Origin of the sequence: Nitratifractor salsuginis DSM 16511 (assembly GCF_000186245.1) — a bacterium.
Classification (GTDB): Bacteria; Campylobacterota; Campylobacteria; order Campylobacterales; family Sulfurovaceae; genus Nitratifractor; species Nitratifractor salsuginis.
The window spans coordinates 1,091,220-1,114,407 of sequence record NC_014935.1 but is presented as its reverse complement, the minus strand read 5'-3'; the positions used below and the strand labels follow the sequence as shown (position 1 = coordinate 1,114,407).

The 23,188-nt window shown below is 52.3% G+C and carries 26 protein-coding genes, 1 tRNA gene and 1 pseudogene; 17 read left to right on the top strand and 11 right to left on the bottom strand.

Annotated features, from left to right (window positions below; translation table 11 throughout):
- The first annotated feature begins 11 nt into the window (after window positions 1-11).
- The 3 genes from NITSA_RS05620 (at window position 12) to NITSA_RS05610 (ending at window position 3,411) form a co-directional block, all read left to right on the top strand.
- Complete coding sequence (locus NITSA_RS05620) at window positions 12-359, top strand: hypothetical protein (RefSeq protein ID WP_013554049.1); 348 nt, start codon at window positions 12-14, stop codon at window positions 357-359.
- Between the two features lie 86 nt (window positions 360-445).
- Entirely contained in the window at window positions 446-2,749 is a 2,304-nt protein-coding gene (metE, locus tag NITSA_RS05615; protein ID WP_013554048.1) for a 5-methyltetrahydropteroyltriglutamate--homocysteine S-methyltransferase, read from the top strand.
- Between the two features lie 80 nt (window positions 2,750-2,829).
- Window positions 2,830-3,411, top strand: a complete 582-nt coding sequence (locus tag NITSA_RS05610; protein ID WP_013554047.1) for an IMPACT family protein — start codon at window positions 2,830-2,832, stop codon at window positions 3,409-3,411.
- 50 nt (window positions 3,412-3,461) lie between these two features.
- Here the strand turns inward: NITSA_RS05610 and NITSA_RS05605 are convergent, their stop codons facing one another.
- Both NITSA_RS05605 and NITSA_RS05600 read right to left on the bottom strand, forming a co-directional pair.
- Window positions 3,462-3,668 carry a hypothetical protein gene (locus NITSA_RS05605; RefSeq protein WP_013554046.1) on the bottom strand — a complete coding sequence of 69 codons (207 nt, stop codon included), beginning with the start codon at window positions 3,666-3,668 and terminating at the stop codon, window positions 3,462-3,464.
- Window positions 3,665-3,973: a hypothetical protein gene (locus tag NITSA_RS05600; protein WP_042203781.1), complete on the bottom strand. Its 309-nt coding sequence runs from the start codon at window positions 3,971-3,973 to the stop codon at window positions 3,665-3,667. The genes NITSA_RS05605 and NITSA_RS05600 overlap by 4 nt, the downstream gene beginning before the upstream one ends.
- A gap of 83 nt (window positions 3,974-4,056) precedes the next feature.
- On the opposite strand from NITSA_RS05600, the gene tnpA reads away from it, so the two are divergent.
- Entirely contained in the window at window positions 4,057-4,485 is a 429-nt protein-coding gene (gene tnpA, locus NITSA_RS05595; protein ID WP_013553795.1) for an IS200/IS605 family transposase, read from the top strand.
- 61 nt (window positions 4,486-4,546) lie between these two features.
- Here tnpA and NITSA_RS11285 read toward each other — a convergent pair whose 3' ends face one another.
- Window positions 4,547-5,059: a hypothetical protein gene (locus NITSA_RS11285; protein ID WP_148224946.1), complete on the bottom strand. Its 513-nt coding sequence runs from the start codon at window positions 5,057-5,059 to the stop codon at window positions 4,547-4,549.
- 181 nt (window positions 5,060-5,240) lie between these two features.
- Between NITSA_RS11285 and NITSA_RS11765 the strand changes: the two are divergent.
- A pseudogene (locus tag NITSA_RS11765) lies at window positions 5,241-5,911 on the top strand (IS30 family transposase).
- A gap of 129 nt (window positions 5,912-6,040) precedes the next feature.
- Here NITSA_RS11765 and NITSA_RS05580 read toward each other — a convergent pair.
- Window positions 6,041-6,131, bottom strand: a tRNA-Ser gene (locus tag NITSA_RS05580).
- Window positions 6,132-6,227: 96 nt separating this feature from the next.
- Here NITSA_RS05580 and NITSA_RS11710 point away from each other — a divergent pair.
- Both NITSA_RS11710 and NITSA_RS05575 read left to right on the top strand, forming a co-directional pair.
- Window positions 6,228-6,362: a hypothetical protein gene (locus NITSA_RS11710; protein WP_013554045.1), complete on the top strand. Its 135-nt coding sequence runs from the start codon at window positions 6,228-6,230 to the stop codon at window positions 6,360-6,362.
- Between the two features lie 2 nt (window positions 6,363-6,364).
- Window positions 6,365-6,883, top strand: a complete 519-nt coding sequence (locus NITSA_RS05575) for a peptidylprolyl isomerase (RefSeq protein ID WP_013554044.1) — start codon at window positions 6,365-6,367, stop codon at window positions 6,881-6,883.
- 9 nt (window positions 6,884-6,892) lie between these two features.
- Here NITSA_RS05575 and NITSA_RS05570 read toward each other — a convergent pair whose 3' ends face one another.
- The 4 genes from NITSA_RS05570 to mobB are packed head-to-tail and all read right to left on the bottom strand — an operon-like array spanning window position 6,893 to window position 9,039.
- A complete protein-coding gene (locus NITSA_RS05570; protein WP_013554043.1) occupies window positions 6,893-7,450 on the bottom strand; it encodes an adenine phosphoribosyltransferase in 558 nt (185 codons plus the stop codon).
- A gap of 19 nt (window positions 7,451-7,469) precedes the next feature.
- Window positions 7,470-7,685, bottom strand: coding sequence for a hypothetical protein (locus NITSA_RS05565; protein WP_013554042.1), 216 nt, complete (start codon window positions 7,683-7,685; stop codon window positions 7,470-7,472).
- Window positions 7,675-8,529, bottom strand: a complete 855-nt coding sequence (locus tag NITSA_RS05560) for a class 1 fructose-bisphosphatase (protein WP_013554041.1) — start codon at window positions 8,527-8,529, stop codon at window positions 7,675-7,677. The genes NITSA_RS05565 and NITSA_RS05560 overlap by 11 nt, the downstream gene beginning before the upstream one ends.
- 3 nt (window positions 8,530-8,532) lie before the next feature.
- Window positions 8,533-9,039 carry a molybdopterin-guanine dinucleotide biosynthesis protein B gene (gene mobB / locus NITSA_RS05555; protein ID WP_013554040.1) on the bottom strand — a complete coding sequence of 169 codons (507 nt, stop codon included), beginning with the start codon at window positions 9,037-9,039 and terminating at the stop codon, window positions 8,533-8,535.
- Window positions 9,040-9,163: 124 nt separating this feature from the next.
- Here mobB and NITSA_RS05550 point away from each other — a divergent pair, with 124 nt between their 5' ends.
- The 3 genes from NITSA_RS05550 (at window position 9,164) to NITSA_RS05540 (ending at window position 11,066) form a co-directional block, all read left to right on the top strand.
- On the top strand, window positions 9,164-9,673 hold the full coding sequence (locus NITSA_RS05550; RefSeq protein ID WP_013554039.1) for a hypothetical protein: 510 nt from the start codon (window positions 9,164-9,166) through the stop codon (window positions 9,671-9,673).
- An 86-nt stretch (window positions 9,674-9,759) separates the two neighbouring features.
- Window positions 9,760-10,686 (top strand): peptidoglycan-binding protein, encoded by a 927-nt coding sequence (locus tag NITSA_RS05545; RefSeq protein WP_013554038.1) that lies wholly within the window; start codon window positions 9,760-9,762, stop codon window positions 10,684-10,686.
- 23 nt (window positions 10,687-10,709) lie between these two features.
- The gene (locus NITSA_RS05540; protein ID WP_013554037.1) at window positions 10,710-11,066 is read left to right on the top strand and encodes a lysozyme inhibitor LprI family protein; all 357 of its coding nucleotides are present in this window, start codon (window positions 10,710-10,712) and stop codon (window positions 11,064-11,066) included.
- A 3-nt stretch (window positions 11,067-11,069) separates the two neighbouring features.
- On the opposite strand, the gene murA is transcribed toward NITSA_RS05540, so the two are convergent.
- On the bottom strand, window positions 11,070-12,344 hold the full coding sequence (murA, locus tag NITSA_RS05535) for a UDP-N-acetylglucosamine 1-carboxyvinyltransferase (protein WP_013554036.1): 1,275 nt from the start codon (window positions 12,342-12,344) through the stop codon (window positions 11,070-11,072).
- A gap of 205 nt (window positions 12,345-12,549) precedes the next feature.
- On the opposite strand from murA, the gene NITSA_RS11480 reads away from it, so the two are divergent.
- From NITSA_RS11480 to NITSA_RS11095, 5 genes are all read left to right on the top strand, one after another.
- Window positions 12,550-13,233, top strand: coding sequence for a hypothetical protein (locus NITSA_RS11480; RefSeq protein WP_013554035.1), 684 nt, complete (start codon window positions 12,550-12,552; stop codon window positions 13,231-13,233).
- A 63-nt stretch (window positions 13,234-13,296) separates the two neighbouring features.
- Window positions 13,297-13,632 (top strand): hypothetical protein, encoded by a 336-nt coding sequence (locus NITSA_RS05525; RefSeq protein ID WP_013554034.1) that lies wholly within the window; start codon window positions 13,297-13,299, stop codon window positions 13,630-13,632.
- A gap of 6 nt (window positions 13,633-13,638) precedes the next feature.
- Window positions 13,639-15,696 (top strand): ATP-dependent helicase, encoded by a 2,058-nt coding sequence (locus NITSA_RS05520; protein ID WP_013554033.1) that lies wholly within the window; start codon window positions 13,639-13,641, stop codon window positions 15,694-15,696.
- Window positions 15,697-15,724: 28 nt separating this feature from the next.
- Window positions 15,725-15,934: a hypothetical protein gene (locus NITSA_RS05515; protein ID WP_013554032.1), complete on the top strand. Its 210-nt coding sequence runs from the start codon at window positions 15,725-15,727 to the stop codon at window positions 15,932-15,934.
- Window positions 15,935-16,214: 280 nt separating this feature from the next.
- A complete protein-coding gene (locus tag NITSA_RS11095; RefSeq protein ID WP_083799710.1) occupies window positions 16,215-17,135 on the top strand; it encodes an IS256 family transposase, variant Zn-binding type in 921 nt (306 codons plus the stop codon).
- 57 nt (window positions 17,136-17,192) lie between these two features.
- On the opposite strand, the gene NITSA_RS05505 is transcribed toward NITSA_RS11095, so the two are convergent.
- A complete protein-coding gene (locus tag NITSA_RS05505; RefSeq protein ID WP_013554031.1) occupies window positions 17,193-17,816 on the bottom strand; it encodes a TetR/AcrR family transcriptional regulator in 624 nt (207 codons plus the stop codon).
- Between the two features lie 603 nt (window positions 17,817-18,419).
- Window positions 18,420-19,949, bottom strand: a complete 1,530-nt coding sequence (locus tag NITSA_RS10865; protein WP_169308530.1) for a polysaccharide deacetylase family protein — start codon at window positions 19,947-19,949, stop codon at window positions 18,420-18,422.
- A gap of 282 nt (window positions 19,950-20,231) precedes the next feature.
- Between NITSA_RS10865 and NITSA_RS11090 the strand changes: the two genes are divergently transcribed.
- Both NITSA_RS11090 and NITSA_RS11400 read left to right on the top strand, forming a co-directional pair.
- Entirely contained in the window at window positions 20,232-23,051 is a 2,820-nt protein-coding gene (locus tag NITSA_RS11090) for a helicase-related protein (protein ID WP_013554029.1), read from the top strand.
- Complete coding sequence (locus NITSA_RS11400; RefSeq protein WP_013554028.1) at window positions 23,048-23,185, top strand: hypothetical protein; 138 nt, start codon at window positions 23,048-23,050, stop codon at window positions 23,183-23,185. Before NITSA_RS11090 ends, NITSA_RS11400 begins: the two co-directional genes overlap by 4 nt.
- The last annotated feature ends 3 nt before the right edge of the window (window positions 23,186-23,188 follow it).

Here is a 23,188-nt window from a genome sequence, read left to right as displayed (position 1 = left end):
ATACTCCCGGTATGAAAAGACTCATCGGTTTCAAGGGGCGTTATTTCCGCCTCAGCGCCATCGCCGCACTCAACGGTTCGATCCGCATCGCGGAGGATCATGTGCGCACTGTACGCCACCATCGGTGCCAAAAGGGCGGTGAGACCGATGAGCGGTCCGAGGAGCCGCCGCCTTTGGAGCTCTCCGAGCTCTATGAGGCCGTCACGACCCGGGTCGCCCGGAAAGCTTGCCACTGCAACTGTATCTTCCGCCGAAAATTCCGCCGACTCTGGCATCTCTATAAATTTTTCTTCACCCCTCCCGGACGCTATTTCAAAACAAAAACCGGCACTTCTCCACCGTACTTTCTCTTTTCCTAATTCACCCTGAACCCCAAACAAGAGCGATTTGCTGTAGGGAACCCTATAGCCTTTGTTGAAATATTTATAAATATCAAGGATAAGAAATGTCACGGATTGAGACGTGGAATATAGGTTTCGGACGCATCGGCGAAAAGCGTGAGCTCAAATTCGCCCTGGAAAAGTATTGGAAAAAAGAGAGCTCTCTGGAAGAGTTGGAAAAAACCAGCGCCCAGCTGCGCCGCCGCCATTGGGATTATCAGTGCGCCGTGGGAATCGATGCGATCAGCTGCAACGATTTCAGCTGGTATGACCAGACCCTGGATATGATCGTCGCCCTGGGCCTGGAGCCCGAGCGCTTCCGCACGATCAGCGATCCGGTCGAGCGCTATTTCGCGATGGCCCGAGGGGATGAAAGCCGCCCCGCGATGGAGATGACCAAGTGGTTCAATACCAATTACCACTACATCGTGCCGGAGCTCAGTGCCGCTTTGCAGGGGAGGGCGGACGCTTCGGGGATCATAGCACGCTACGCCGAAGCCAAAGCGCAGGGGATCGAGCACCCCAAGATCAATCTCATCGGGCCTCTGACCTTCCTGGCCAACGCCAAACGGCCCGATTCTCCCGACGTGGACGCCCTGGGGCTTTTCGACAGGATCCTGCCTCTTTATGAAACGCTGCTGACTCAGCTGGCCCAGTTGGATGAGGAAGAGATTATCATCCAGATGGAAGAGCCCGTGTTTGTTACCGACAAAGCGGCGCAGATGGGACTGTTGATCCGAAACGCCTACGAGCGCCTGGCGAGCATCGACTCCCGCTTGAAACTCTATGTCGTGAGCTATTTTGATCACGCCGTCGAGGCGGCCCGCGTGCTGGCACAAACCCCGGTTGCGGGGATCGGGCTTGACTTTCTCTATGACGAAGGGCAAAACAGGGAAGCCCTCCAGGCGATCGCCGATTCGGGCAAAACTCTGATCGCCGGTGTGATCGACGGACGCAATATCTGGCGGACCGATCTGGACAAGCGTCTGGAACTGCTCGAAAGCATAGCGCAGACTGTCCCCGCCGAACGCGTCATTCTGAGCCCTTCGTGCTCTTTGCTGCATATTCCCTTTACCCTGCGCTACGAAGAGAAGATGGATCCCGCGGTCAAAAGCTACCTGGCCTTCGCCACGGAGCGGCTGGAGGAATTGAATGTACTCAACGCGCTTTTCCGCAAAAAGTCTTTGGCTGAGTCACAGCACCAGGTTCTGGAAGAGAGCCGCTGTGCTTTGGCTAAACGGCGCGAAAGCTCCCACGTCACCGACCCGGCGGTGCAGGAGCGGATGAAAGCCCTCGATACTCTGCGCCGGAAACGCAAGACCCCCTTCAAAGAGCGGATCGTAACGCAGCATCGGCGCTTCGGGTACAAACCCCTGGCGACGACGACCATCGGCAGCTTTCCCCAGACGCCCGAGCTTCGCAAGATGCGGCGGGATTACAAGGAGGGCAGGATCGATGCCGAAACCTATGAGCGCTACATCGAAGAGCAGATCAAAGCCTGTGTGGAGTTTCAGGAGCGCATCGACCTGGAGATTCTGGTACACGGGGAGTTCGAGCGTAACGATATGGTGGAGTATTTCGGCGAACAGCTCTCTGGAGTCGCCTTTAGCGAGAACGGCTGGGTACAGAGCTACGGAAGTCGCTGCGTCAAACCCCCGCTGATCTACGGGGATGTGAGCCGGCCCGCACCGATGACGGTCCGCTGGAGCACCTTCGCCCAGAGTCTGACCGAGCGTCCGATGAAGGGGATGCTCACCGGGCCCGTAACCATTCTCAACTGGTCTTTTGTGCGCGACGACCAGCCCCGATCCGAGACCTGCTATCAGATCGCCCTGGCGATCCGGGACGAAGTGGACGATCTGCAAAAGGCGGGCATCGGGATGATCCAGGTGGATGAGGCGGCGTTCAAAGAGGGCTACCCCCTGCGCTCGGCCAAACGGCCCGAGTATGAGCGCTTCGCTCTGGAGAGTTTCTGGATCGCTACCAATGTCGCCGAGCCCGAGACCCAGATCCATACCCATATGTGCTACAGCGAATTCAACGACATCATCGACACCATCGAAGGGATGGATGCCGACGTCATCAGCATCGAGACGGCCCGCAGCGGCAATGTCCTGTTGCGGATCTTCAAAGAGCGCGGCTATGAGATGGAGATCGGCCCCGGCGTTTACGACATTCACTCCCCCCGCGTCCCGAGTGTGGACGAGATGGTCGATCAGATCCACGCCCTCCTGGAAGTCCTGCCGCCCCGGCAGCTCTGGATCAACCCCGACTGCGGCCTCAAGACCCGGGGCTGGCCGGAGGTGGAGGCGAGCCTGGCCAATATGGTCCAAGCGGTCAAAGAGGTGCGTCAAGAGCTGGGGATCTAGATCCCTCCTTGGCTTATGAAAGAGCCCTGCCTCTGGGGCTTTTTATCCATCTTTACCCATCCTTCCTGTAAACTCTCCCTATGCAAACGGTTTCCCAAAGTTTTTTCGCCGAGACGATCGTCAAACGATCCAAGTTTCTCAGTTATCTCGTTCCCATCGCCGATTTTGAAACGCTTCACAGCCGGTTGCGAAAGGAACACCCCAAAGCCAACCATATTGTCACCGCCTACCGCCGCTTCAACGAACATCGGCAGATCGTCGAACACTCTTCCGACGACGGCGAGCCCAAAGGCTGCGCCGGTGTGCCCACGCTCAACGTGCTGCGCGGCAACGACCTCGTGGAGTGCGCCATCCTGACGGTCCGTTATTTCGGCGGGATAAAACTGGGCACGGGCGGGATGGTGCGGGCCTATACCCAGGCGGCAAGCAGCGTTATTGATTGTGCGAATTTGAAGCATTGGGTGATGAAGGAGCGTTATCATATCGGCTGTGCTTACAGTGCATTGAACCGATTGGAGTGCCTTATCAATGAGTTGGATATCGAAGTGCTTCATCGGGATTTCCCAGGCTATGAAGTCCGTTTGAAACTCTCTGCAGATCCGGGAAGCTACGCGATGCTTCTTAAAAAGGCAAACGGATTGTTATTAAAAGAGATGTTTTGATGTAGTTTGTCATGGACAATGATAAGTTATATTCACTTATCACTATTGTTTCATATACTTTCCTGTTTGTGCAATTCTGGATACAAGTTACCTGTAATTAATTGCGTACAGTATAGTCTATGATCATTTTCATATAATTCAAAGGTATAGTCTTCTTTTGATAGGCTACCTAAGAAAAAAATATAAATATCATCTGTTTTAATTTTTTTCCGTTCTTCTTTAGATATATCTTCGTATGATTTGTTCTTTTCTTTCATGATTTTTTTAGTCCTACAGAAAATTGTGTTTTGACTTTATCTTTCAAATCTTCAATATCATTGACCACTTCATTTATTTTTCTGTCGCTCCAATCAGATACATCTATTTTTAATGTTATATCTTTCTCTTTATCAAAAAACCTAAACATAATATTGGTACCGTTGTTTTTTACACTATCCTTTGCAAGACTCAATTTCCCAAGATAGATTCTTCTGATTGAATATTTTTCTAAGAACTCTTGATCACTGGTTTCATATGTGCTTATTTTTTTAAAGGCGCTTTTATAAGTATCAAAATTTATCATTGGTATTTCCAGTTCTAGAGTCCCCCATCGGGGATCCGTAAACCCCACGCCTTTAGGCGGCCGGGATATGGTATGCTTGAAAGATGCAAGAGTATAGAAATGGTGGGCATACAGTATGGGACTGTAAATACCATCTCGTGTGGACGACAAAATACCGTTATCCCGTCTTAAAAGGGGATGTGGGGTACCGATGCCGAGATTTGTTACGTGAGATTGCGATGAGTCGGGAGATGGTGATTTATGCAGGATCCATCAATCGGGATCATGTACATTTGTTGATAGGGATACCGCCAAATATGTCCGTATCAAAGGCAGTGCAATATTTGAAAGGGAAGAGTTCGCATAAATTGATGAGTGAATTTCGGATGCTGAAGAAGCGGTATTGGGGGCAGCATTTGTGGGCGAGAGGATACTGGGTTGCAACGAGTGGAAATGTGACCGATGAAGTCTGGATGGAATATATCAAGAACCAACAACCACCAGAGCTTGATGATGAGTTCCGAGTTGTCTGATCAACCGACGGCCTTCAGGCTGAATGACCGGCTTTCAGCCGTAATCTGAAGCCACCGGCTATTAGCCGGTGGAGACATTCACATGCCTATCATGTGGAAAATTTATAAAATGTTTCACAATTGGACGTATGGTTGAACTGATGCGATGATGCTTACCATCGACAGTAGTATGTACAGTATGTTGTTGATAACTTTTAATCTCTTTAGTATCTATATTCTCTTGATTTTCTTTACTTGAAGCAATTTTACGATTTTTATTTATTAAATATAGTTTTGATGGGTAGGGAACAGGAAAACCATCATTACTACTTATTTTTTTCTTTTTCCCTATTTGGACTAATTCTTGATATTTTTTAACCTCACACTCTTTTTCATGCTCTAACACTTTATAATAAGGTCGTCTTAAATTATTAGGCTTATATGAACAGGGAATGGATTTTGCATTACATCCCAAGCAAATAAAACTCTCTTTATCTAATTTCCCATCATTGTACGAATTAGGCAGTTCTTCACTATATACAATTTCATTTCTACTATCTTTTATTCTTGCAGCAGAATTGATATCTTCTTTCATGACTTTCCTTTTTTGAATTTTAAAAATGGTAGCATATTGTTACATTAATTTAACCCATAAGTACAATTTTTTATAAACGCCAATTCAAATCAAAAGTGCAATTTTCCGAATTGAGGTGTGTAAGAGAGGGTTAACCGGAGCTCGGTTATCCTTGTTTTCGACCAAAAAGATAGGAGGTTGTATGAGCTATAGCCAGTTAACCCTGCAGCAACGATACCGTATTTCAGCTTTCCGTAAGATTGATTACAGCCAGAAGGAGATAGCCCGGAAACTAAAGGTTTCCCCATCAAGCATTAGCCGGGAATTGAGACGGAACGGTAATCTCGATGGGCATTACGATCCGAAGTATGCGGCCAGTGAAGCGAGACTGCGTCAGCAGAGAAAACGGAAATATACTGTGTGGACTCCGGGAGTGGAACGATACGTTCGGGCGAAATTGAAGCTGGAATGGTCCCCCGAGCAGATTGCCGGAAGAATGAAGCGTGAGAAGAGTTGGGATAGAAAAACGTCCGAAGATTGTAGAGAAGAAATTTAGAGTCGGAGATTGGGAAATTGATACCGTTATCGGTAAAGGGCATCAAGGAGTTTGACAAGCATATTACGATCGCCGAGGAACTGGAAGCCGGTTTCTATTTCGCCAATCCCTACCGCTCCTGGGAACGGGGACTCAATGAGCACACCAATGGACTCATCCGGCAGTATCTACCCAAGGAAAAAGAATTCCTGACGGTAACAAAAAGAGAACTGGCCATGATTCAGAACCGGCTTAATCATCGTCTACGAAAAGCTATGGGGTTCAAAACGCCTTACGAGGTTTTCTTGGGGGAGTTTCTTAAAAAGTTTGCGGCATGATTAGAAATGAAAATTGCACTTATGGTGTGAATGGGCCATCTATTTAAAAGTCCGCTTTAAATCAAGCTTTCAAAGACTTTGGTAATTGAGGTTTTTTTGAAGATCAAGGTTTATCAATGGGGGTTTGAATGGCGGAGACGGAGGGATTCGAACCCTCGGTGCCCGTTAAGGCACGCACCCTTAGCAGGGGTGTGGTTTCAGCCAGCTCACCCACGTCTCCTTAAGGACGCAGAATTATAGTCGAAAATAGTTGAATCAAAGCTGAAAATAGGCTACAATCGCTTCACGTTCACTACGAGCCTAAAAGGAATCGGCAATGTTTCAAAAAATTGCACCGCTGATAGTGTTGGCACTTTTTGTCATCGCCACTATCTTTATTATGCAGGGATTGGAAAAGGCCAGCGCCATGACCCATCCCAAACCCAAAATCACCCATCAACAAGGAGAATAGAAATGTTCGGAAAAGAACTCAAAGAGTACAACCTCAGTCCCGAAGAGCTTGAAAAGCTCCAATACGCCCTCATCAAAACCCCCAAGGGGACGATCAAGATCAAACTCTACCCCAAAGAAGCCCCCAATACCGTGGCCAACTTCGCCCATCTGGCCAACAGCGGTTTCTACGACGGGCTCAAGTTTCACCGGGTGATCCCCGGATTTATGGCCCAGGGCGGTTGCCCCCACTCCAAAGACAACCCCAGACTCGCCGGGACCGGCGGGCCCGGTTGGGCGATCCGCTGTGAAACCGACAACGGCATCCCCCACAAGCGGGGAGCCCTCTCTATGGCCCACGCGGGCAAAGATACCGGCGGAAGCCAATTCTTCATCACCTTTGTCGATACGCCCCATCTCGACGGGGTCCATACGGTATTCGGCGGGATCGAAGAGGGGGACACCGAGAGTTTCCGGGTCCTCGACAGTATCGAGATGAATGACGATATCGATGAGATCAGAGTCGTGGAGAGTACCGACTGATCGAGAGGATCAGAGGGTAATGACCGAGTAGACGGGGGCGTCGATCCCTTCGCGCCCTTTGAGAAAGGAGAGTTCGAGAACGAAACAGCACTCGACACACTCCGCTCCCACTTTGCCGATGAGGCGCGCTGCGGCAGCGGCCGTGCCTCCGGTGGCGATCAGATCGTCGATGAGAAGCACTTTGGCCGGATGCTCCCGGCACATCCCTCCCTCCCCAAAAGCGTCGATATGGATCTCCACCTCATCGAATCCGTACTCCAGTGAATATTTTTCCGAGACGGTCGTGTAGGGGAGTTTGCCCTTTTTGCGCACCGGCACGAAGCCGATCCCGAGTCGGTCGGCTAGGACACTGCCGAAAACAAATCCCCGGGCCTCGATCCCTGCCACGTAGTCGAGCTCATAATCCCGGTATCTGGCTTCCAGATGGTCCATCAGCAGTTTCAACGCTTCGGGATTGTTGAGCAGAGTCGTAATATCCTTGAATTGGATACCCGGCTTTGGAAAATCGGGGATGGTGCGTATGCTCCGGAGGATCTTTTCCTTCTCTTCTTCGGTCAGAGTCTTCATCTTGGCTCCTTGCTTGGTATCAGAATTCAAAGCCGCCTCCCTGGCCTTTGTTCATACTCTCGTAGACGGCGGTGACGTAGCTTTCCCGGATTTTGCAGCCGAGGATCTCCGGACACTGCAGGCAGCTGGAGAGGTTGTGAGCGCTTTGGCACTCTTTGAGCCGCTCCAGCTCTCTGGCCAGCGCCTCTTCCCATTGATCGGCAGGGAAGGGCCGGGAAGCGGACTCAGAGGACACCGTAAGCCTCCTTCATTTTATGAATCTCGTAACGGGATCCGAAGAAGCAGGGGCTCGTGTCATGAATATGTTTCGCTTTCAGCTCCAGGAGGCGTTTTCCCTGTTCATTGACCGCTTCTCCTCCCGCCGTTTCGTAGATCAGCGCGAAGGGGAGGACTTCAAAAAGAAGGCGGAGCTTACCGTCGGGTTTGTCGCTCGTGCCCGGATAGCTGAAGAGGCCGCCCCCTTTGAGAAGGATCTGATGCAAGTCGGGAACCATCCCACCGCTATAGCGCAGCCGATAACCTTCGGCAAAGAGGGAATCGATGAAGGCTTTGTGGTGGGGCGGCCAATTTTTCTGGGTGCCGCCGGGAGCGTTGAGTTTGCCTTTCTCCTCCAGGCGCACCGCTTTATAGCAGAGATTGAAGAGTTGGCTGCTGCCCGATCGGTAGTGCTGGACTTCGCCGCCGCGCGTCACCGTGACCATCTCGATCCGGGGGCCATAGACGATGTAGGCAGAAGCGACGAGGGTTTCCCCGCTGGGCTCTCCCTCATAGATCCCGAAGATCGTCCCCACCGAAAGGTTCACATCCACAATGCTCGAGCCGTCGAGGGGGTCGTAACAGATGGTATATTTCCCTTCCTCGTGCACGGGCATGACATCCTCTTTCTCTTCACTGATGATCGCTTTGACGAGAGGAAGCTCCCTCAGGCCGTATTCGACGAGTTCATCGGCATAGACATCCAGTTTGAGCTGGTCGTCGCCTGAAGCGTTACACTGCTCACTGTAACCCATCTCCTGGTCTTTGATCGCCTGATCGACCTTGAGGGCGATCTCTTTGATCTTTTGAAATATTGTCTGCATTTTTCAATCCTTTTTCAATAGGGTGGCGTGGCGATCGATCCATCGGATAATGGCATCGATGTCGTTGAGATCCAGGACCTCTATTCGATCGGGCAGTGCCGAGAGCTCTTCATCCGGGACCGTTTGGTCCACGGCGACCGCCTGGAGGACATCGAGATAATCAGGATCGATCGTTCCGCGAAAGATACCGATACGGGGCAGGGGAAAGTGCTTCAGCCCCTCGACCATCAGGAGATCGAACTCCCCGAAAAGTCGGGCGACCTCTTCGATCGTGCGGGGACGGTGGGAAAAGAGGGTCGTCCGTGTCGGGGAGAGGACCGCGGTTTCCGCTCCGGTTTTGAAGAAGCGGTCACTGTCTTTGCCTTCGCGGTCGAAGCGGGCTTTGTCCGACGGGTCGTGTTTGATGATGGCGACGGCTCTGTCGGGAACCAACTTTTTGGCTATTTTTTCGATCAGGGTCGTTTTTCCGCTGTTGGAGGGGCCGGTGAACGCTACTGCTTTGTACTCCATATTCGCCTTTGGAGGAGGAATCTATTTTAAAGGGATTGTAGTATATCTCCCCTGAACAGTAGGAGGGGCCGCCGATTCGCCCTTATGCTACAATTGTCCATCAAAGTCGATAGAAGGTGGACGGATGACCGCACGATTGGTGAGAGTAGGTGGAGGTGCCGTTATTTTGGGCTCGCTGCTTTGGCTGGGGGGATGTGCCGCCAAAAATGATCGGCACATCTATGATCGGCTTCATAAACATCGCTCGGACTTTTCGATGCTCCAACAGAGCGAAAAGATTCTCTTCCGACACGGAGAGGGAAATACGACGGTCGCCATCGTCAGCTATTTGCCGAAGGAGTCCAAAGAGGGAGAACGCTTTATCCTCTCCGTCTATCCGGAGGAGTGTGTGGCCCTGCGCAGGATGAAGCTCGACGGTCAAGCTCCCCGAGCCATCGAAAAAATCTCCCATACGAAACTGCCGGAGGCTTTGCGACGACATACGCCGGGCTGGTTTGACTCCTATCGGATCCTCTTCCCCCATACTTCCGACAAAAAGCTGACTCTTTCTATGGAAGATGCCGTGACCGGCGAAGTGCAAACACTTCTATTCGCCAAGGGTCCCAGGTATCTCGTCACCAAGCCGAAATTCTGACAAAGATCATTACCGCACCGAGTAAGTATTTCCGGCTTAAGCTTTCATCTTATACAATCTAATCACTACAAAACAAAGGGAGAAAAATGAGAAGGATCAACATATTGGCTATGGCAGCCATTTTGTCGCTCGCGGGAATCGAAAGTGCCGAGGCGAGTTTCGGCGATGCGGTTGTCGGCGGGGTCGTCGGCGGGGTCGTCGGATCGGTCATCACCAATGAGGTGTATCGTCACGGACGACGTCACTATCGTCACAGAAGACATCGTGCCGCCCCGGCTGTGCAGGAGAATCACAGTGATGAGATGAAGATCCAGATCGCCCTGAAAAACCTGGGCTACTATCACGGGCCAATCGATGGGCAGGTCAACTCCTTTACGACACGCAATGCACTTCGCGCCTTTAACCAGGCCTATGAGATCGGGGATACTCCCTATATGAGCCCCCAGGAGCGTGATGCTCTGATCTATCTCGGAACGCTTTTGCAATTCGATCGGAATTTGGCGGCCCAGGGAAGCGACCGGCGGACACGGACACGCCGGGTCCAGACGGCATTGAAAATCCTGGGATTCTACAACGGCAAGCTCGACGGCTCCAACGGCCCGATGACCCGACGGGCCATTGCGGAGTACCGCCGCGCCAACGGACTGCCCGCCGGCTACAATCTCGACTATGAGACCGAATATCGCCTGATCAATACGGCCAAACAGTCCAACGACAATTACATTCAGGAGACTTTGGCTTCCCTGAAACGTCTCGGTGGCTCGGCCAACCGTCTGGCCCAGCCGAGAAACCCGATGCCCGCTCCCCGACAGCCGGTCATCCTGCAACCCAGCAATCCCCGGGTTCCGGTCCAGCCCACCATCACCCAGGAGGCTCCTGCTCCCGTAGTCCGGCAGAGCGCTCCCGTCGTTACGGCTCCGGCGCCGTCCGCGCCTGCCCAGCCTGTCCAGCCGCAGAATATGCAGCCGTCTGCTCAACCTGTCGCTCCTGCCCAACAGCCTCAGGGACAGTGAGCTAAAAAATTTGGAGTAAAGAGATGAAAATCTTTCCCCGTTTTATAGCCGGAGTTTTTCTCTCGACGGCATTGTGGGCGATGCCCTCCGACTATTGTCCGCAGCCCCCCTGGTGTTCGACGGACTGGAGTCTCCTTAGTCCGGGAGAGCGGACGGTCTGCAGTGATGAAATATTGAGTATCGAAGACAATCTGCTCTCCTCCATCTACCGGCATCTCCAATTCTATCCTTCCATCGATGTCGATGCCCTCCGTCTGGAAGAGAAAGCCTGGCTCCGACGTCGCAACCGGATCGCCGATCGTGATGAATTGATGCTTTTTTATCTGGAGAGGATCCGTGTCCTGGCGGAACGCCTGGCACGTGCACGGAGAATGCGATAGGGCTTATTCGCTTTTTCGGGTGATCGTCGCTCCCAGGGCTTCCAGTTTGCCCTGCAGATCTTCATAGCCGCGGTCCAGGTGATAGATGCGTCGGACGCGTGTCGTTCCTTCGGCGGCCAGCCCGGCCAGGACAAGCGCGGAGCTGGCACGCAGATCGGTCGCCATTACATCGGCACCGTAGAGCTTCTCGACCGGACGCACCGCCGCCACATTTCCTTTGAGCCAGATATCGGCTCCGAGACGGTTCAATTCACTCACATGCATAAAACGGTTTTCAAAGAGCCGTTCCTCGATGAGACTCTCCCCGGCGGCCAAGGTCGCGACCGCCATGAGCTGTGCTTGCATATCGGTGGGGAAACCGGGATATTCCGCCGTGACGATGTTGACCTCTTTGAGCCCTCCTCGGGCGGGGAAGATCGTGACACTCTCTTCGGAAGGATATTCGAAACTGCATCCCATCGCTTCGAGTTTGTCGATGGTGCTTTGCAGATGCTCGATATTGACCGCCTCCAGTGTGATCTGGGAATAGGTGATCGCTCCGGCGCAAAGATAGGTACCCGCTTCGATCCGGTCGGGAATGATCCGTATCGATTCCGGGAAATGGAGGAGGGTGCCGCCGGTCCCTTCGATGGTGAGGCGCCCGGTCCCGATCCCCTCGATGTTCACCCCTCCGGCCTGGAGCATTTCACAGAGCTGGACGATCTCCGGTTCCCGGGCGGCATTGATGATCTCGGTCGTCCCATGGGCGAGTGCGGCTGCCATCAGCGTGTTTTCCGTGGCCCCGACACTGACTTTGTCGAAGACGACTTTGGCCCCCTGCAGTCCCCCTTCGGGAGCGATGGCGCGGACGTAGCCTCCCTTGATCTCAATTTGGGCCCCCATGGCTTCCATCGCTTTGAGGTGCAGGTCGATCGGACGCTGTCCGATGGCACACCCGCCGGGGAGGCTCACTTCGCATTCGCCGAATCGTGCCAGCAGCGGCCCGAGGACCAGGATCGAAGCACGCATCTGTGCCACGATCTCATAGACGGCGCGGGTCGAAGTGATGGTGCCGGGATCGATCCTGGCGACATGCCCTTCGTGCTCCACTTCGGCGCCAAGCATTTCCAGCAGTTTCAGAAGCGTGCGGATGTCTACGACGTTGGGGAGGTTTTCCAGGACGACGGGCTGATCACTCAGAATCGTGGCAGCTATAACGGGTAGGGCGGCATTTTTCGCCCCGCTGATTCTGATCGATCCACTCAGTCTCTTTCCACCTTCGATTTCCAGATAATCCATTGATACCCACCATACATTTATTAATCTATATTGGCGACATTGTATCCAATCGAGTTGAAGCGTTCTCAACGCTTGAATACTTATTAACTAATATGATCCCATATTTTCTAATAGTATTGTTGATATTTTTAGATATGTTTAATAGAAGGCGTGCTACTATATTACTTAATATTCAGGTGAAGACCTGCTGAAGTGGATGGAAAATATGAGCGATACACTGGATAGACTTAAAGCACTCAACAGCAAGCTCGAAGAGAAACTCAGCGCGAAGAAGGGGACGAAAAACAAAGAGTCGACCCCGCCGAAGGCGACGACAGTGCCTCCCAGAGAGGAGGGGAATGAACCTCCCCGGCCCAAAGAAGTCAAACCCCGACAAGCTCAAGCCGCTGCTGCAAAGGATGCAGCGCGTTCGGAACAGGCTTCGGCAGGGGAAACGTCGCACGATCTATCGTTGCTGGCCCGGACACTTTATACCCATTTGGGGGTCGACCCACACAGCGAACCGGTCCGTGCCCGGAACCTGGAAAGGCTGGCCGAACTCTATCTGGCCCTCGATATTCGCAAAAAGGTAGAGCCGATCGAGGAGCTTTTCATCTACAAAGCGATGAATATCAGCGGAATCGGGCTCAAAGAGGAAGATTTCGGTGAAATTCGCGAGGGCAAGTATGTCCAGGTGATCGCCATCACCTACGAACCGGACAAAAACGGCAAGAAAAAGGCGAAAAACATTTCCCTGGGGTATTTCGGCAAAGCCGAGACCCTGGAGCCGAGCCGCAAGAACCAGGTCATCGAGTTTGTCCTGCGCTGGCGTTACGAGAAAGCCTTTCAGAATCTCGAGCACTATCGGATGCTTCTGGCCAAGGTCGAACCCCGGGAGACACTCTTTTAGAAGTCCCCTCTAATGGAAGATTTGCTAAAATCCGCTCACCAAAGATCAAGAGCGAGGTATTGAATGAATATTGAACTGACTCCCGAAAACCTGCTGATTCAACTCGGCTATCCCGTCAAAGAGGCCACACTGGCCCAGATGCAGCGTATTATCGACAACACACCCGGCTTCGAGAAATTCGCCAAGCACATCCTGACCCTCAACGATGAAGTGAAGCGCTTCGCCGGAGTGGTCGCGATGTCCAACTCCAAAGATTATCTCAAGGTCAAGACCGACAGCACGAACCCCGAAGAGATCGAAGCGTTCAACGAGTATGTCAAGCAGTGGGCCGAAAAGTACAAAGTGGCTCTTCAGAAAGTGGAAGGAAAAAACACCTACTACATCCTCGGCCACAAGTAACCCTCCATGCCGCTGAGCAGGCTCAACCCGGAGCAGCGTGAAGCGGCGACCGCCCCCTTCGGCCACAATCTCATCATTGCCAGCGCCGGAACGGGAAAAACCTCCACTATTGTCGGACGAATCGCCTATCTTCTGCAGAAAGGTGTTCCTCCAGAAAAAATTCTTCTCCTTACTTTTACCAACAAGGCCGCCGGAGAGATGGTCACAAGGCTCAAACACTATTTCCCCGCCCAGATCGTCGATCGGATCGAAGCGGGGACTTTCCACGCAGTCTGCTACCGCTGGCTCAAAACCCGCTTGCCCCAGGCGACCCTCAAGCAACCCGGTGAGCTCAAGACCCTTTTTCGCAGTGTCTACGAAAAGCGGGATATGAAGCGTGTGGGCTACGATGTGAAGCCTTTCTCTTCGACCTATCTCTACGAACTCTATCAACTCTACCAAAACGCGGCCCTGGGGAGTTTCGACGAATGGTTTCTGGAGCGTTGTCCCGAGCAGGAGGTCTGGATGGATATCTATGTGGACATCTGCGACGAGTTCGAACGCACCAAGGAGGAGTACGGTTTTCTCTCCTTCAACGATTTGCTGCTTCAGGTCAAAAAGCGCCTGGAAGAGGGGGAACGCATCCCTTTTCAGGAGGTTCTTGTCGATGAATACCAGGATACCAACACACTGCAGGGAGCTTTGATCGATGCGCTGGAGCCGGCTTCCCTCTTTTGCGTCGGGGATTACGACCAGAGCATCTACGCCTTCAACGGCGCCAACATCGCCAACATCGCTACCTTCACCGAGCGTTATCCTGATGCCCGGGTCTATACCCTGCGGACCAATTATCGTTCCGGTGCGGCGATCCTCGCCCTGGCCAACCGGGTGATCCAGCGCAACGAACGGATCTACCCCAAAGAGCTCATCGTCGGAAAATCGGGGAAGAACCATCCGCCCAAACTCCTGGTTTTCGAGGAGCTCTTCGAGCAGTATCAGGGGATCGCATCCCAGATCGCCGAATCCGCCACACCCCATACTTACACCGCGGTGATCTTTCGCAACAACGCCAGTGCTGACGGGATCGAAGCCAGCCTCCGGGAGCGGGGGATCCCCTGCCGCCGCAAAGGGGGAACCAGCTTTTTCGAAGCCAAAGAGGTGAAGTTTCTCCTGGACCTCGCCAGCCTGCTGGTCAACCCCAGGGATATGATGGCTTTCATTCATATCTTTGAATATGGAAGAGGGATCGGCACAGCCCTCGCCAAAGAGATCTTCCAGTGCCTGATGCATTTCGGGGAAGGGGATCTCAGAAGAGGGCTTCTGCGCCCCGCGATCACGACACTCCCCAAGCTCAACCCCAACAAAAACACGCAGCTGGGGCTCTTCGATGACGATCTGGAGATCGGATCGGTCACCCGCTTCGCCCAGATCGAAATGGAGGAGGAGATTCGCGCCCATCCTCTGCTCAAACACCCGAGGCTCAATCAGGACAGCCTGAGGTTCTTCATCAAGTTTTACCGCTTTTACCGGAGCATCGACCGGAGTCAACGGCCCGCCACGATCCTGCGCAAAGCGATCGCATCGCCTCTCTATCAGGAGATCGTGGATCAGCTCTCGGCCCAGAGGGGTCGGCTCAAGAGCGGGGAGATCGACGAGGAGAAGCGGGAGCTGGCCAGAGAGCGGATCCTGCGCAAGGCGCGGCTGCTGACGGATCTCGCTTCCCACTACCGGGAAATGTCCCGCTTCGTCAACGCGATGATCCTCGGCGGCGGAGAGATGAGTGAGGGGGAGGGGGTCAATCTGTTGACGGTCCATGCCTCCAAAGGCTTGGAGTTCGAAGATGTCTATGTGATCGATCTGATGGACGGGCGCTTCCCCAACCGCAAACTGATGGAACGCACCGGAAGTATGGAGGAGGAGCGCCGGCTTTTCTATGTGGCGGTGACCCGGGCCAAGAGCCGGCTTTTCCTCTCGATGGCCAAATACGATCGCGTCAAGAAGATCGATTTCAAACCTTCGCCCTTCCTGGCGGAGGCCGGCCTCGTTCGGGAAGAGAACGCTTCGCTCCTTACGGAGCCCGTGTGATATAATGCCAAGAAAAAAGGATGAGGAAATGGGTAACAAACTGAAACGTGAAGAACACTTGCAAAAGATCAAAGATGCGATCGCCAATTCAGATCTGAGTGAAGAGGAGAAGAGTAACGCGTGGAAACATATCGAAGAGTGGTACGCCGAGGACCAGGCATTCGGAACCCTCTATGAAAAATTGGCGGAGATCTCTCCCAAGATCGAAGCGCTTCTGGAAGAGCTCGGCTTGATCTAAACCTCGATACATCATCCGTCATTTCCTCCGTAGAAGGGAATGTCGGACAACTTCCGCGCGGTTTATAAACAATCGCACTCACCTATTTCCATATTTATAAATAAGACCTTTACACCATTACGCAAAATCTTTGCTTTCACCCCAAATAATTTTTCATCATAGAGTTTATCATATTATTTGAGCTAAAGCGGTTTTTCGGGTTGCTAAAAATCCTTTAAACCTTCGGTAATATGGTGCCTAAAAAGGACTTTTTTACAGATGGCTTGTAAAAAAGTGCCCTATCTGTGGTTCAAAAGCGACGAAAAAGAATGGTAAAAGAGCAGGAATTCAGCGCTATTTTTGCCAAAGTTGCCGGCAGAGCTTCTCTTCTCGTAGACGTCCCTCCCGCCTCAGAAAACGACTCTTTACTGCCTACTTCTATGAGCACCAAACCCTCAAAGCCTTATCCCGGACCTATCATAAGGATCGGGAGTGGATTCAACGTCAGATTCATAGCTATGAACCGCCAAAGACTTCACCACATCCCAGACCGGTCACTTTGGTTATCGATGCGACATTCTTCGGAAAACGGGGAGAGGGCTTTGGTGTTCTTGTAGCTAAAGATATCCTGAGTGGCCAACTGGTAGCGTATCGTTTCATTCAGACTGAGACGCTCAATGAATATGCGATGCTTCGGCAAAGCCTTCTGGATCAGGGCTTTATCATCCAGGCCGTCACCGTCGATGGCCGACGGGGATTGTTTGGGCTCTTTGCCGACCTTCCGGTTCAAATGTGCCATTTCCATCAACAAGCCATTCTCACTCGTTATCTGACGCGCAGACCTACCTATCAAGCCTCTAGGGATCTCAAGCGTATCGCTTCCTATCTTGGACAGACAACCCCCTGCCGTTTCCGCTATATGCTGGAAGCCTGGCTCCAACGGCACAAAGATTTCTATGAAGAGAAAACCCCTGACGATTCTCCACGTGGATGGCATTACACCCATGATCGACTCCGCTCGGCCTATCGAAGTCTTGAACGCAATCTTCCTTATCTCTTCACGTATAAAACCCATCCTCATCTTGGCATAGCCAATACAACCAATACTTTGGATGGTGGACTCTTCTCTCCTATGAAAGCTTTATTGAAAATCCATCGGGGTATTGGAGACTCTATGAAGAAGAAACTCATCACTGATTTCCTAGAAAAAGCAATGAAATAGCAACCCGAAAACCCGCTTTAAGTCTATTATTTCATGTAACATATTAATTAATATATGCTAGAAGAGGGTGGGTGTGTGATTGCTGAGCTTCACCGAATCCCAGAATAGATCCACATGTTTTTCAAACATCGTGACCGCGGCGGATGTGGATTTGCCGTCGAGTTTCAGGAGTACTACCTGCATCTGATAAAAGAAAAGCGGAGCGAAGAATTCGTTGGCCAGGAGCAGGGGGTCCGAAGAGCGGATCAACTCCTCCTGCATCATTTGGAAAAGATAGGTCGAGAGCCGTTTGACATTCTGCTGATAGAAGTGTTCGTGATAAAGTTCCCGCACCTTTTCATTACGAAAGAGCTCCTGCATCATCAGACGGAAGAGGGCTTCATTCCTTGGATCGAAACTGATGAGTTTGAAAGTGGTGGCGATTTTGGCCAGGAGTTGCTTTCCCTTTTTCGGGTCGAGATCTTTGTCGAACAGATGTACCAGGGCGGAGTCGGTCAAGTCCGCTATGAGGCTTTCCAGGATGGTTTCTTTGCTTTTGAAGTGGTTATAGATCGCTCCCTGCCTCACGCCGACCTCGGCGGCAATATCCCGCATTGTCGTGGCTTTGTAACCTTTCGTCGAAAAGAGCTTTAGAGCGCTTTCGAGTATTCGTTGCTTCGTTGAGACCTTTTCTTTGTCCATTTTATGGCACCTCATCAAGTTTTTCATCATTATAGTGAACAAATGTTCATAAGTCAATGTGTTAGTCTGATATCCTGGTGAACAACTGTTCATATTGGGGATATCACATCATCTTTTTATGTGAACAAGTGTTCACTTTACTTTAGAAGACCTGCTGCAATCTATGAACATTTGTTCATCCTGCTGCTTCATAGTGTTTCCATCTATTCGCTTACGAAGTGCTTTGTCTATTATTTTGGGCGAGATGTTCTGAGGTGACAGAAGTGACTGATCTGCATATGGTCGTCGAGAAGAGACATGCTCGTCGTTATAAAGAGTTTTGCTTGATCGCGAGAAATGCGCCTCTATAATCAAGAGGGATTTTTGGTGGAACTATATTTTATGTGAAATTGGAAGTCTTTAGTTTCCCTAATCTTGGAAGATATTTATCGATTCGATTTCAAGAGTGAAAATTTTGAAGTTGGTAGCGGCTTTTCAGGCAGGTTGGGTCAGTCCGGAATGCCCTGTGATTTTGTTACAGAGAATATATATTATGTTAACCAATATATATTTTACTGAATATGATAGCCCCTGATACCCAAAGCATCGAGAGCCCGGTAAATATCAACGCATCCTCAGAAGTTTCAGCGGATTGGTATGGGCTGTGCTTGAAGAGTCAGCCAAATGGGGAGTTTCTGCAATTTGCTTTTCTTGTACCTGATTGACGATAGTCGATGTCTGTGATCGGGCGCTGTAATAATTTTTGAGATATCTCTCGATTCCGCCGCGGTTGTACCGCTTGGCGGTATACAAGGCATTTTCCCCTCGAGCATCTTTTATCATCGGATCGGCCCCGTGAGCGAGGAGTTTTTTCACGAGATAGATACTGTTGGCTTTGACGGCGCTATTGAGAGCGATGTGCCCGTAGCTATCCGGCTGATTGACGGAGGCGCCTTGATCGATAAGGTGCTCCACCTCTTTTGCGTTGTAGCGGCGTATCGCTTCGATGAGACGGTTTTGCATCAGTCCCTTTCCGTTTTGGGCCGTTGGACGGGGGGAAGAAGAGGATCGGTTAATGCTCTCTACTCCCCTATTCTCTTGAACAGGACGAAACGATCGTTGTTTGTTTGCGGCATACAGTTCTTTCGGGCTGTGTCCGTAATATTTGGCTACATAGAGGGGCTCCGGTTTGTAGCGGCTGTAGTGTCGAATCGTATGAAAACTCCAGCCTCGTTGTTTCATCAGACGGATAAAGCGGCGGAGTCGGGAGGCGCCGGCCTGGGTCCGAAACATAAAATCGTGTGCCAGCAGGATCACTTTTCCCGGTTTGGCCGAGCGGTGGCGCCTATAGAGATGATCGATCTTGGCGGCCACCTTTTCCGGGCTCTCTATAGGTTTGCCTGTGGCGTGATTGTAGTGCCACTCGGTATCCCATCCATATATATAGAAACCGTCTTTTGAAATGCTGTCATACTCGGGGACTTCCACACGACCTCTCAGCGCCACGATCGCCAGGTCGTCGCGCTTTATTTCGGGAGTACGCCAGACATTGCGCCCGGCGAGACGGAGGTATTTTCTCCCTCCGAGGATGAGTTGGGCGTGTTCGATATCGCTCAGAAGCCCGAAAGTATTGCTGTAAAAACGTCTATAGTGACCATTGGCGTGGGAATAGGTATGGTTGGCGATGAGAAGGTTGGGCATAGAGAGCTCTTCTTGAAGCAGCCCGGGATGTTGCTGGGCATGGCGCCCTACGCAGAACATCGTCGCCGGCACCCCCTCCTCTTTCAAAATTTTCAGGACATTTCCCGTTCCTCTGAGCGGTCCGTCGTCGAAAGTGAGGTAGAGCTCTTTGGTCCCGGAACGATTGAAATTGTTCCCCGGGATATTTTGTGTGTTTGGATTGGTTTTGGGAGTGATGGCTTGTCGGTGGGTGTCGGTTCTTGTCTGTGACTCGGGGGATTTTACGGAACCGGTTCCCAGGGCTTCGGAGTTGACATCGGATCTCAGGAGATCTAGAGGCGTGGATTCATTATGCCGGGGAGAGCTGATGTGCATCGTCATTCCGGGGCGCACGAGGGTGAGGCTGCCACTCTGAGCCGTAGCGGGGGGGTGTACCGGCGTAGCCCAGGCCGACAGTCCGGGTAAACATATCAAGGCAAGTAAGCTCATTCCCACTGAGTATTTCACGTCCAATCCTGTATTATTGAATTATTTATCGTATTTTACCAAAACTTTACTATATTTTTTAATAGAACAATGGCTTGCCAATCCTGCCCATAAAATGGATATCTTCTATAGCCAATATTATAAAATATTGCAACTAGGGTAGCATAAACTTATGGATATATTAAGTAATATATAAAAAATAACAGATGAGAGTGATATAATTTGCAAAATATCTCATCGATTTAATATTAAAAGATAGAAAGCAAAAATATGGCAAAGAAAAAAAGAAGACACTACATTAAACTCAACAACAGGATCAAAGAGCTTTTTTCAGGGCTTCCCTTCGATGAAGCGGTGACCCAATTGGATGACGAAGTGCTGATGGAGCTGACAATGCTCCTGGGACTCCAGCTCCCCTCCTCCGATCGTGAAGAGATGATCCGGGCTTTGCGGCGGGTCTGGAGCGACGGAGAATATCCCGTACGCAAACAGATCGTCGATTATCTCCTCCAGAGGAAAAAAGGGATCAGACGCTCAGAAAATACCGGTGCCGTAGTCCCGGACAAAGTGGAGCATATTCTGGCGATGCTGGGAGACGAGGCCCATACGCGGGAAGAGGAAGAGGCGCTTTTGGAGCATTTCCTGCCGATGCGAAGCGCCAAAGTGACCCGGGAAAAGGTATTGAACAAATTGGCTTATCTCCGCCTGCAGCGTCGGCTCGAAGAGCTGGAGAAGGCCATCGACGCGGAGATCGATGCCGAGAACCGTCTGAACTTCGTCCATCCGTTCAAATTCGTGCTTTTCGACAAAGAGTTCACACGGCACCTGATGGTGCGCAGCGAGCCGGTGGATCTGGAGCATCTGCTCGACCTGGAGGATGAAGAGGCCCGAAAGAGACTCGAAGAGGTCAAACAGAAGGCGATCGAAATACGCCAGGTGGAGATCGATAACTTCCTGGCGACGCTGGAGGATCACCCCTATCTCACTCCGGAGGAGATATACGATCATCTCCGCCGCACCCCGATGGAGGGTGAGCTGCGTCATACGCCGATCGAGTTCGGAGTGGTGGAGCGGATCATCCGAAGTCTCGACAGCAAACTTTTCGTCATCCTCGGAGGAGACCATTTCATTCTGGAGCGGGAGAAGGAGCTGGAGCTCTTCGACGCGAGGATCCCCTACAAGCTCTCCCTCTCCTACGAACGGAACTTTATCTACGCCACGATCTGGGATGGGAAGGATCTGCCGGTCCTGGAAGACCTCGAAGCGCTCAATGAAACGACACTGGAACATTTCCACGTCGCCGTAGAGACTCTGGAAGAGCGGATGCGGGAGATGTCGGAGGGCCTGGAAGTGGACGAAGCGACACTCCGGCGCTTCATCCTGCAATTCCTCGAGCCCCAGTTGCTGGCTTCGGGCAAGCTCAAGGTCAAGGAGAAGACAAAACGTCGTATTCTCTACCATTTCGGCGAATACCTCCGTCCCCTGCGCGAAAAGAAGATGCGCGAAGAGCTCCTGGCCAAGACGATCCGGGATTTCAAACAGCTCTTTCCCCTCGCCCGACGCCTTAAGCGCAAGATTACTTTCCACGCCGGGCCCACCAACAGCGGCAAAACCTATGCGGCGATGGAGCGGCTCAAAAAGGCGGAAACGGGTTACTACCTGGCTCCCCTGCGCCTGCTGGCCCTGGAGGGCTACGAGGATCTCAGACATTCAGGCATCGCCGCCTCTCTCATTACCGGTGAAGAGGAGATCGTGGATGAGGAATCGACGCATATCAGTTCCACGATCGAGATGCTCAATACCGAAGTGGAGGTGGAGTGCTGCGTCATCGACGAGATCCAGATGATCGACGACCGTGATCGGGGCTGGGCCTGGGCCAACGCCCTCATCGGCGCCCCGGCCAAGGAGGTGATCCTGACCGGCTCTGAAAACGCCATTGAAGCGGTGCAGGAGGTCTGCGACTATCTGGGCGAAGAGCTGGAAGTGATCCGCTTCGAGCGCAAGAACCCTCTGGAGTTGATGAAGCATCCCGTCTCGACCAAAAAGATCGAGCCCAATACCGCCATCGTCGCTTTTTCCCGCAAAGAGGTGCTCTCACTCAAACAGCAGCTCTCCAACCGCTACAACGTCTCGGTAGTCTACGGCAACCTCTCTCCCGAGGTGCGCCGGGAAGAGGCGCGGCGTTTCCGTGAAGGCGAGAGCCAGGTGTTGGTGGCTACCGATGCCATCGCGATGGGGCTCAATCTGCCGATCCGCACCATCCTCTTCGCCAAGGACAACAAATTCGACGGGCTCAGGCGCCGGGAGCTGACCACTTCGGAGATCCTTCAGATCGCGGGCCGGGCCGGGCGCTACGGGCTCCACGAGCACGGCTATGTGGGGGCACTGGACGCCGGGACACTGCAGACCATCGCCGCTCGGTTCCACGCCCCCCTCCCCCCGATCCGTCTGCCTTTTTCGGTGATGGCGAGCCTGGAGCACGTGCTGCTCATCGGGGAGATCCTGGAGACGGACAAGCTTCTGGAGATTTTGGAATTCTTCGCCCAGAATATGGAATTCGAGGGCCCCTTCCAGGCGGCGAACATCGATTCGATGATGGAGGTGGCGGCCATCGTGGACGAGTATGAGCTGGATCTGCGTTCCCGCTACCACCTGGCCTGCGCCCCGGTGAGTATCAGCTCCCCCTATATCGAATCGGTCTTCCACCGCTATCTGGGCCATCTGGAAAAAGGAGAGCCGGTGCCCTACATCCCCCCGAGGGAGCTGCCCGACTTCGCCGTGAGCAACGAAGAGCTCCTCAACGCCGAAGACCGGGTCAAAGAGGTCTCCCTCTATCTCTGGCTCTCCTTTAAATTTCGGGAGCAGTTCCCCGATACCGAAAAGGCCAGGGAAGCCAGGGAGCGCCTCAACCATTTCATCGAAAACTCCCTCCAAAAGGGCGATTTCGTCAAACGCTGCCGCCGCTGCGGGCGGGAGTTGGATTTCAGCTACCGCTTCAGCATCTGTGAAAGCTGCTACCAAAAGGGGAAACGAGGCTCTTTCCGCTCCACGCGCCGCCGGCACAGTTCCCACAAAAAGGAGACGAAATGAGAGGCCGCATAGCACTGCTATCGGTAATCGCCGCCCTGATTTTTAGCGCCTGCGCCTCCCGCGCACCCGCACCCGTCGATGAGTGCACCGCCTGCCGGGCCGTCACCATCCCTCCTCCTCCCTCCGAACGATAATCA

Coding starts and splice junctions, on each gene's coding strand:
- NITSA_RS05620 (WP_013554049.1), top strand. CDS start 12: ATGAAAAGACTCATCGGTTTCAAGGGGCGTTATTTCCGCCTCAGCGCC.
- metE (WP_013554048.1), top strand. CDS start 446: ATGTCACGGATTGAGACGTGGAATATAGGTTTCGGACGCATCGGCGAA.
- NITSA_RS05610 (WP_013554047.1), top strand. CDS start 2,830: ATGCAAACGGTTTCCCAAAGTTTTTTCGCCGAGACGATCGTCAAACGA.
- NITSA_RS05605 (WP_013554046.1), bottom strand. CDS start 3,668: ATGAAAGAAAAGAACAAATCATACGAAGATATATCTAAAGAAGAACGG.
- NITSA_RS05600 (WP_042203781.1), bottom strand. CDS start 3,973: ATGATAAATTTTGATACTTATAAAAGCGCCTTTAAAAAAATAAGCACA.
- tnpA (WP_013553795.1), top strand. CDS start 4,057: ATGCAAGAGTATAGAAATGGTGGGCATACAGTATGGGACTGTAAATAC.
- NITSA_RS11285 (WP_148224946.1), bottom strand. CDS start 5,059: ATGAAAGAAGATATCAATTCTGCTGCAAGAATAAAAGATAGTAGAAAT.
- NITSA_RS11710 (WP_013554045.1), top strand. CDS start 6,228: ATGTTTCAAAAAATTGCACCGCTGATAGTGTTGGCACTTTTTGTCATC.
- NITSA_RS05575 (WP_013554044.1), top strand. CDS start 6,365: ATGTTCGGAAAAGAACTCAAAGAGTACAACCTCAGTCCCGAAGAGCTT.
- NITSA_RS05570 (WP_013554043.1), bottom strand. CDS start 7,450: ATGAAGACTCTGACCGAAGAAGAGAAGGAAAAGATCCTCCGGAGCATA.
- NITSA_RS05560 (WP_013554041.1), bottom strand. CDS start 8,529: ATGCAGACAATATTTCAAAAGATCAAAGAGATCGCCCTCAAGGTCGAT.
- mobB (WP_013554040.1), bottom strand. CDS start 9,039: ATGGAGTACAAAGCAGTAGCGTTCACCGGCCCCTCCAACAGCGGAAAA.
- NITSA_RS05550 (WP_013554039.1), top strand. CDS start 9,164: ATGACCGCACGATTGGTGAGAGTAGGTGGAGGTGCCGTTATTTTGGGC.
- NITSA_RS05545 (WP_013554038.1), top strand. CDS start 9,760: ATGAGAAGGATCAACATATTGGCTATGGCAGCCATTTTGTCGCTCGCG.
- NITSA_RS05540 (WP_013554037.1), top strand. CDS start 10,710: ATGAAAATCTTTCCCCGTTTTATAGCCGGAGTTTTTCTCTCGACGGCA.
- murA (WP_013554036.1), bottom strand. CDS start 12,344: ATGGATTATCTGGAAATCGAAGGTGGAAAGAGACTGAGTGGATCGATC.
- NITSA_RS11480 (WP_013554035.1), top strand. CDS start 12,550: ATGAGCGATACACTGGATAGACTTAAAGCACTCAACAGCAAGCTCGAA.
- NITSA_RS05525 (WP_013554034.1), top strand. CDS start 13,297: ATGAATATTGAACTGACTCCCGAAAACCTGCTGATTCAACTCGGCTAT.
- NITSA_RS05520 (WP_013554033.1), top strand. CDS start 13,639: ATGCCGCTGAGCAGGCTCAACCCGGAGCAGCGTGAAGCGGCGACCGCC.
- NITSA_RS05515 (WP_013554032.1), top strand. CDS start 15,725: ATGGGTAACAAACTGAAACGTGAAGAACACTTGCAAAAGATCAAAGAT.
- NITSA_RS05505 (WP_013554031.1), bottom strand. CDS start 17,816: ATGGACAAAGAAAAGGTCTCAACGAAGCAACGAATACTCGAAAGCGCT.
- NITSA_RS11090 (WP_013554029.1), top strand. CDS start 20,232: ATGGCAAAGAAAAAAAGAAGACACTACATTAAACTCAACAACAGGATC.
- NITSA_RS11400 (WP_013554028.1), top strand. CDS start 23,048: ATGAGAGGCCGCATAGCACTGCTATCGGTAATCGCCGCCCTGATTTTT.